Below are 7,668 nucleotides of genomic sequence, written 5' to 3'. Positions count from 1 at the left end.
GGCCAGGAACATGCCCTTGTAGACGATGGTCCGCGATGACATCGACACGACGTAGAAGCCATTGTCGACGCCCTTGGTCTCTTCGTGGATACGACCGGAAATGACCTTGCGCAGGATGTAGAGCCGCCGTTCGTAATCGTCGTCGCTCTCGATCTCGGCGCCGCGACCCAGAAATACCTGCCGCTGGACCGGTTCGGAAGCAGCGATATCAGGCGCCTTTGACAGCGATGAATTGTCGACCGGCACGTCGCGAAAGCCGAGCAGCGGCTGGCCTTCGAGCTGCGCGACCTCGGCGATGATGCCTTCGATATGCGCCTGAAGCTCAGGATCGCGCGGCATGAACACATGGCCGACGGCGTAATGGCCGGGGTTGGGCAGTTCGACGCCCCGGCTGGCCATCTCCTCGCGGAAGAAGCGGTCGGGAAGCTGCACCAGCACGCCCGCGCCGTCGCCCATCAGCGGGTCGGCGCCGACGGCGCCGCGATGCGTCAGATTTTCGAGCACCGCCAGGCCGTCCGTGACGATCTGATGCGACTTGACGCCCTTCATATTGACGATGAAGCCGACGCCGCAGGCATCGTGCTCGTTGCGCGGATCGTAGAGGCCGTGGGCGGCGAACCCGGTAGGGGTCCGCCCGATCTTGGTCAGGCCAGTGGCGATGGACGGATTTTTGACGGCTGGCGCTTTCGTCTGCGCGGCCGGGCCGTTCGTCGCAGATGGCGTCACTTCCGTCATCGTCCTGTCCTCCGTTCTTGCCTGGCGCAGAGACAGGCGGTCGGCTGCGTCCCCCGTCTTCCCCGCCTGTGGGCGCAGGTGGATCGGTGGGCAGCGCCGAGCTGGCTGAGTAACCTTCTTCATGTTGCCAGCCTTACTCCAGTGCCATCTTTGACGGGTCCGGGAGACCCTTAGCGGCAGTATGTTTTGGTGAGTTGATCAGGCACGTCTTCTCCTTGCTCGGTCACGTGTTTGCGGTAACGGCGAGGCTGGGCTGGACGCCTGGGCCGACCTATTTGTACATCCACGTCAGGGAAATGGACGAATTGGCCAGTAAGCCATTCGCCCCTCTTTGGTTTCCTCCTTGGCCGCCCCTTTCACCTTTTGGGAGAATCCTCTTGCGGAGCCACACAGAGAGCGCCGTAACAAACCTTCTCACCCTTGTAGTTGGCCAGAGCCTGCAGCAACTCGGGTAGAAGGTGCTGTTTCAGGTCGTCCGAGATAGGCTCCGGACCCTCCAGCGCTTTCAGTGTCTGCTCGACCAACTCGATGGCGCGATCTTTGTTGCCGCTCTCATGATAGTACTGAGCGACCACCGGATAAGACAGGAACTTAGAGCCGCCGCCTTGCGGCAGTGCCACGATGTGTTTGGACAGCTCTTCGCCCATCGCGAAGCGCTCAGCAGACGGAAAGCCGGAATAATCAAAGCCCGGCGCGAAGAGTTGGTATAGCGCCCAATACATCCATCCCTCGGACTTTCTGTCGATCGCGTCGCGAACGAATTGGCGCATTACGGGCAAGCCGGCCTGCATGTCGCGCATTCTGTGAAGCAACAGATTGACATGACTCACGCGGAAGTTGAGTTTGTCCGGTATCAATGCGAGGCCTTCTTCAATCGCCGAGAGCGCCGTCTTCCAATCCTCGGCCTCCATTGCCGGCCGAAGTTTGTCGTATATGGGCTTGGTCAGCGCTTGTTCGCGCGCTATGGTTTCGCCTTCCGCAATCCGCTCCGTATCGGCGGATTTTGCCTGATCGCTGATGCGCCAGCTGCCGTTAAGCACCTTCGGCAAAACCTCATCGAGTTGCGTCGGATGACCGATAAAGGCGATGTGGCCGTCTCGGTCGACCACGAACGAGGTCGGGACCCCGTAAGAAAAGCTGGGCTCCATCCAAAGCTTGTCCATTTCGCCTGTGGAGTCGAATGCGATCCGATAGTTCAGATTCGGGAATTTTTCGGTCAACCAAGCGTCCAACGTGCTTCGGGCCTCGTCGGCCGTTGGAGCGTCTTCAGAAGCCGCGACTCCGACGATCTCAACGCCGTTGTCCTTGTATTTCTCCTGCAGCTGGATCAGATGGGGCATCCCGTCCACACATGGGCCGCACCAAGTTGCCCAAAATTCGACTATGCACACTTTGCCGGGCTCAAAGCTGGTGAGGGGCTCGCCACGCAGCCAGTTCTCGACTTTAATCGAAGGAGCCGGGGACTCCATCTGCAATACCACGTTGCGGTCCAAAGCTATTTCCAAAGGTTTCTGCACGAGCTGGTTTCCTCTCAGAGACGGCACACGGGTTCAGGGAGGAGCGGATCGCTCGTCTTGCCCCATTGAGTGCAGTCACAGTCACTCAGTCTCAAAAACCATGCCAACGCGCTCAGCGCGCAGTTAGCGCCCATTGCTTCGAAAAACCTCGACAGTGCCCAGATGTTGGTTGTAATGAACCTGACATTTGTCTGACGCTGTCAGCTTTTGGACACGCGATCACGCGCTTCGTGCCGCCAGAAGGTCAGGCCGAGCCCTGTGTTGCCAGCGGTCGCTTCGATGATTGTACCGCCCCGCGCGAGCTGGCCACGCTGTTCGGCATTAACGATCATCGACAACGCAATGCGATCCTTGATCGATCCGCCGGGATTCTGGCTTTCGAGCTTGACGAAGAGACGACACCTGCCGGTATCGAAGCTCTTCAGTTCGACGACCGGCGTCTCCCCAATCAGATCGAGCACTGACGCAAATGGCGGACGCAGGCGAGAGGACGCCTTTGTCGACGGTCGGCGGAACATCTCGAGGCTCATGCGGCTGCGGTCTCCAGAATGTCGGCATAGTGCCGTTGCGCAGCATCGGGATGCGAGCGCAGTCGGCTCTTCAGCAGTTGCGGAACAGTGGATTGTCGGGGTCGCTGGCGGGGCACCCGCTTCGGCAGCCGTTCAGGCGGCAGGTCAAGAAACCGTATGTCGGCATCAAGCCGCGCGCCGAAGAAGAAGGGAATCGAAACAGTGCCCTTCGAAAGACCCAGGGCAACGGAAATCATTGCATCGGGCGAGTTCATGCGCCTGAAGCAGCGCTGCCTGCAACTGCTTCATAGCGACAGGCGGGCGAGACTCTAGCGAGGCTTTCGCCGCTTGGTTGATTGAGGCTCTCGACGAAGCCACTAAGATTCGGCGGCCGATAATAGCTTGCTGCTCATTGGGACGTCGACCAACGCCGGGATTGAGAAAGGCAACCCTGCCCCACAAGGCGGGTGTCACACGTGCGGTGCGTCCGCTCGTCACGCCGGATGGTTTTTGAGACCTGGGTTCACGGCTAATCAGATGCACCCCTGTCGTCGTTTCGGTGCAGGCCGCCAGGGGGGCGTGTTGCAGCAGCTTGCAATTAGTTTCGCCAGTACGGGGCGTGCGAGCACGGGGCTGCACAATGAGATCATATGCCGGCGTGGGGACCAAGGTGTGGCGCAGCCTTAGAGAACTCAACACCGAGACCGGAGCAACGGAGACTGCTCTTTCGTCGAGCCAGTTTAAATTAGAACATTCTTTCTATAGTTTACGTCAATTATCCTGTTCGATAGCTCTGTCGACTAGCGATGAGACTTTTCAACGCAGCGCGGACATCCGCTGGCCGGATGTGACTTGCTATCCCTTTCAAGATCAAACAGGAGAACCCATGAGCAATCCAGTCCTTGTCAACCGGACCATTCTTGACTCCGACGTTGTACCGCTGACCAGCCGTGTCGGAGCTGAAATCAGAGGCGTTCGCCTTGGCGGAGACCTTTCGGACGCAGCGATAGCAGCCATCAACCAGCTTCTTCTAAAACACAAGGTGATCTTCTTCCGCGGCCAGGAGCACCTCGACGATGCGGAGCAGGAATTGTTCGCGCGGCGTCTGGGTAACCTTGTACCTCATCCCACGCAGGGGCCGGCAGCCGGCACGGCCTCAATCCTCAATCTCGATTCCGGCCGTGGCGGTGGCAGGGCAGACCAGTGGCATACCGATGTGACTTTCGTCGATGCCTATCCGAAATTCTCGGTCCTACGTGGCGTCGTCATTCCGGCGGCGGGGGGCGACACGATCTGGTCCAACACGCACGCCGCGTACGAGAATCTGCCGGCGCCGCTCAAAATATTGGCGGACAATCTGTGGGCTATTCATAGCAATGCCTACGACTACGCAGCCGTGCGCCCGCGCGCCACAGCCGAAGAGAAGAGGCACTTCGAGGAAGTCTTCACATCGACGATCTACGAGACCGAGCATCCGGTCGTGCGCGTCCATCCCGAAACCGGGGAGAAGTCGCTGCTGCTCGGCAATTTCGTGCAGCGCCTCGTCGGCCTTTCCAAGAGCGATTCCGCCAAACTCTACGAGGTGTTCCAGTCCTACGTCACTGCCCCGGAAAATACCGTGCGGTGGCGCTGGCAAGTAAGCGACGTCGCTATCTGGGACAACCGTGCTACCCAGCATTATGCGGTCAACGACTATGGCGACCAGCACCGGGTTGTGCGTCGCGCTACGGTTGACGGTGACGTTCCGATCGGCGTCGACGGTCGCCGCAGTATAACCCGTGTCAAGGCAGCCAAGCCGGCGGCGAAGGCAGCCTGACCGTCTGAACAGGGTAAAGATGAAAACTTCGTATCGCCGCGGCCATATCGCGCTGCTTAACCGCCCCACAAAGCCTTATGATTTCCGAGAAGCAAGGCGAGTTGCGGGCTCGAGGCTTGGCCCGAAATCGAGGTCCTGCAGCGTGGCGCATGGCTCGAGTCGCTGCTCGTGGCCCCGCTGCAGCGGTACAGGTCCCCCACCGCCCCACCATCTCGCCCGCCCTGCACCTCGGATAGCGATCATTCACCGTTTGTTCATTATGATAGCGCACGATCATAACTGGACATGCTGGTAGCTCGTACATGCCTGAAGGCCCTGCGCGCCGACCCAGCGCCGGGGCCTTTTTACTTCCGCAAAATCGATTCCAGCAACGTGGGCACTTCGCAGGATGTCGCAATCCCGCGCTTGCGATGATACGCCGTACAGCGAATTGCGCGAGTCAAACGAATTTGGGTTCCTCAAATATAGAATCGTCGATACCGATCCTGATGGATCGAGCCTCGACGACGAAGTCAACCATCTTCAAACGGAATTATTCAACATTGCCGAGAGCTCCCGGTGTGCCGTCGAAGCCGACATTCGGGAGGTCAGCGGTCACCAACGATCATGGTGATCGCCAGCATCTTTCGTATTCACATGACCGTCGGCCTGGTACTTTCCCGAGGCCATGACATGAGTGGGTCTTCCAAGCACCGATTTGGCCCGGTAGGATTTGCAGGGGGCGCGGACAAGCGGATGAACAAACGGAATGATGCTGGAAAACTGCGCGCCTGCTGGGATTTAGCCGACCGTCGATAGGAACATAGCCCTGGTCGACGGCTTTCTGAAGGGCAAGAGTTTCGCCGACCTGGCTCAGGAACATGGCTTGTCGACAACGAGGGTGCGCCAAATCATCGAGAAGGCCGATCGGCTCGTGGGCGGCGGCATTCAGACCAAGACTGAAACGTCCAACGCCTCGCCTCGATCCGATTTCATGGTCGACTATCCCTATGTGTGCAAATTGGCCGAGAAGCACCGGCTGGGTAGCGTCACGCCGCATCATTCTTTGCGGAGCTGGAGCGCGCGGGATCGCCGGAGCGGCTGGTGAAAGCGGTTGCCGGGGCGCACGCCAACAACAACACGTGAGCTGGCGCCTCGTGTGGCAAAAGGAGAGGGCGAGAGCCCATGGCCTGCAATGAAGCGATCAAGCATTGCGATCGTGGAACCAAGCTGCCCAGTCGACCATCCGGACCGCGGCCTTCAATGCCAGCTCGCCTTGGAATCGGCCTTCCAGGAATTGGCTGAGCGCGCAGCGGAATCCGGCTGGACCGAGGAGATAGCCACGCGCTCCTCGAACTCGCCGGCGCGCGCCTCAGGAGCGACTCCGCCAATGACGAGACTGAGAGGACGATTAATCGTGCCAGGGCAACGAGAGAGCGGCAGGTTCAAGAAGCCTCGCCTGACCCGATAGGAACGTCGCTGCGCCAATAAAATTGGCGGTGAAGGCTGACCGCGGCCGAGTCGGGCAAGCGAGCGAAGTGCTGAAATAAGGGCGTGAGAATCCAAGACATCGTTTGTAGAGAGCATCGAGCTTCGCGAAATTGTGGTACAGGATCGACCGCAGGTGTTCTCGGAGCGCTCGCAGAACCCGGGATTCTTCCGCGGCACCCGCCAAGGCGAAGAACGGTCAGAGTTGCACGATAACGCTTAAAAGCGAGCCTTCCTCCGAAAGTCTGCGCGCGCAGTTCCACGGTCCGATGCGCTTTCATAGCTATTCCAATCGCCGCGCCCATTCTCTCCCGGATCAGGTCCAGCGGGTCTGCAGTGCATGCGCCCCCAAAGTGGACGCCATTGGGCCGGGTGAACCGGGCTCGATTGCGCGCCGAAGGCCCGTTCCAGGCCCGGAAATCCGGGTCCGTCAGGGCGAGCGCGTGCGGGTCGAGGTAGAGAACGGCCTTGCCGAGAAAACGACCGTGCACTGGCATCGCGTGCGTGTGCCACATGCCATGGATGGCGTGCCTCACCTCACGCAGAAGCCGATTGGAGCGGGCGAGCGCTTCGTCTACGAGTTCGACGCCGTCGACGTCGGCATCTGCTGGTATCACCCGCACCAGCGGAGCTTCGAACAGGTCGGGCGCGGACTTTATGGTCCGCTGATCATCGAGGAACCGAAGGCGGTGCGGGCCGATCGCGAGGTGACCTGGATGCTCGGTGACTGAGGGCTGACGAAATCTGGCGCAATCAGCGAGGATTTCGGCAACCGGCACGACATTCACCACAATGGCCGCGTCGGCAACACGGTTACCATCAATGGCCGCGTGCCGGATACCTTTGCGGTCAGAAAGGGCGAGCGCATCCGGCTGCGGCTGATCAACGCCGCCAATGCACGCATCTTCAGTCCCGACTTCACGGGTTTTCAGGCCGGCCGTCATCGCGCTCGACGGCCAGCCGGTGACGCCACACGCGCCGGAGGCGGGTGGTGCTGGGTCCCGCAATGCGCACCGATCTGATCCTCGACATGACGGGCAAGCCGGGCAGCCGGCTTTCGATCTTCGACCAGTTCTACGAGGGGCTGGAATATGAGCTCGTCGATCTTGTTTATTCCGACACTCCGCTTAGGGCACGTGTGCCTGATTGGCCGCTGACCCTGCCGACCATTCCGCTGCCGGAGCCGGACCTCGATACAGCGTCCCGCAACGAAGTCGTCTTCACCGGCGGCATGATGGGCGAGATGGTGGCGCAGGACATGGGTGAAAGCATGGGTCCGGGCGCATGATGCAGGACGATGAATTCCGGCACCGCCTGGTTCATCAACGGCGTCGCCGCCGACGAGGCCAATCACGACATGAAGCCGGGGCTGACGCTCTTGCGGAATAAGAGCCACGTCATCGCCACGACCAACGCAACCGCGTGGCATGATCTGATCCATCTGCACGGCCATTCCTTCCGGGTGATTTCCCGCAACGGCCAGCCCACCCCACGTCGCGAATGGCAGGACACGGCGCTGGTTTCGCCGCGCGAGAAGGTCGAGATCGCCTTCGTCGCCGACAATCCCGGCAATTGGATGTTCCACTGCCACGTTCTCGAACACCAGGCGGCCGGTCGCCTGACC

8 protein-coding genes and 2 pseudogenes are annotated in these 7,668 nt (G+C 60.2%); 5 read left to right on the top strand and 5 right to left on the bottom strand.

The annotated features are described in order from the left end of the window. The 4 genes and pseudogenes from EOA60_RS11505 to EOA60_RS11490 all read right to left on the bottom strand — a co-directional run. Positions 1-735: pseudogene (locus EOA60_RS11505) on the bottom strand (glutamate synthase subunit alpha); the annotation flags it as partial. A gap of 356 nt (positions 736-1,091) precedes the next feature. Further along, positions 1,092-2,204, bottom strand: a complete 1,113-nt coding sequence (locus EOA60_RS11500; RefSeq protein ID WP_126095612.1) for a TlpA disulfide reductase family protein — start codon at positions 2,202-2,204, stop codon at positions 1,092-1,094. Between the two features lie 293 nt (positions 2,205-2,497). Continuing rightward, positions 2,498-2,770, bottom strand: a pseudogene (locus tag EOA60_RS11495) (pyridoxal-phosphate dependent enzyme); the annotation flags it as partial. An 8-nt stretch (positions 2,771-2,778) separates the two neighbouring features. Beyond that, positions 2,779-3,036, bottom strand: a complete 258-nt coding sequence (locus EOA60_RS11490) for a hypothetical protein (RefSeq protein WP_091600625.1) — start codon at positions 3,034-3,036, stop codon at positions 2,779-2,781. 611 nt (positions 3,037-3,647) lie between these two features. On the opposite strand from EOA60_RS11490, the gene EOA60_RS11485 reads away from it, so the two are divergent. Both EOA60_RS11485 and EOA60_RS11480 read left to right on the top strand, forming a co-directional pair. Next, positions 3,648-4,577, top strand: a complete 930-nt coding sequence (locus EOA60_RS11485) for a TauD/TfdA family dioxygenase (RefSeq protein WP_091600626.1) — start codon at positions 3,648-3,650, stop codon at positions 4,575-4,577. Between the two features lie 880 nt (positions 4,578-5,457). Further along, positions 5,458-5,664 (top strand): hypothetical protein, encoded by a 207-nt coding sequence (locus EOA60_RS11480; protein ID WP_091600627.1) that lies wholly within the window; start codon positions 5,458-5,460, stop codon positions 5,662-5,664. Between the two features lie 152 nt (positions 5,665-5,816). On the opposite strand, the gene EOA60_RS37520 is transcribed toward EOA60_RS11480, so the two are convergent. Further along, complete coding sequence (locus EOA60_RS37520; RefSeq protein WP_158302651.1) at positions 5,817-6,005, bottom strand: hypothetical protein; 189 nt, start codon at positions 6,003-6,005, stop codon at positions 5,817-5,819. A 482-nt stretch (positions 6,006-6,487) separates the two neighbouring features. Between EOA60_RS37520 and EOA60_RS38900 the strand changes: the two genes are divergently transcribed. The 3 genes from EOA60_RS38900 to EOA60_RS38890 form a co-directional block, all read left to right on the top strand. Further along, the gene (locus EOA60_RS38900; protein WP_236473615.1) at positions 6,488-6,775 is read left to right on the top strand and encodes a multicopper oxidase domain-containing protein; all 288 of its coding nucleotides are present in this window, start codon (positions 6,488-6,490) and stop codon (positions 6,773-6,775) included. Between the two features lie 260 nt (positions 6,776-7,035). Next, entirely contained in the window at positions 7,036-7,332 is a 297-nt protein-coding gene (locus tag EOA60_RS38895) for a hypothetical protein (protein ID WP_236473614.1), read from the top strand. 9 nt (positions 7,333-7,341) lie between these two features. Further along, on the top strand, positions 7,342-7,668 hold a 327-nt coding region (locus tag EOA60_RS38890), incomplete at its 3' end, for a multicopper oxidase domain-containing protein (RefSeq protein WP_245502545.1).

Origin of the sequence: Mesorhizobium sp. M1A.F.Ca.IN.020.06.1.1 (genome assembly GCF_004023265.1) — a bacterium.
Taxonomy (GTDB): Bacteria; Pseudomonadota; Alphaproteobacteria; order Rhizobiales; family Rhizobiaceae; genus Mesorhizobium.
This window is presented reverse-complemented; position numbering and strand designations above follow the sequence as displayed.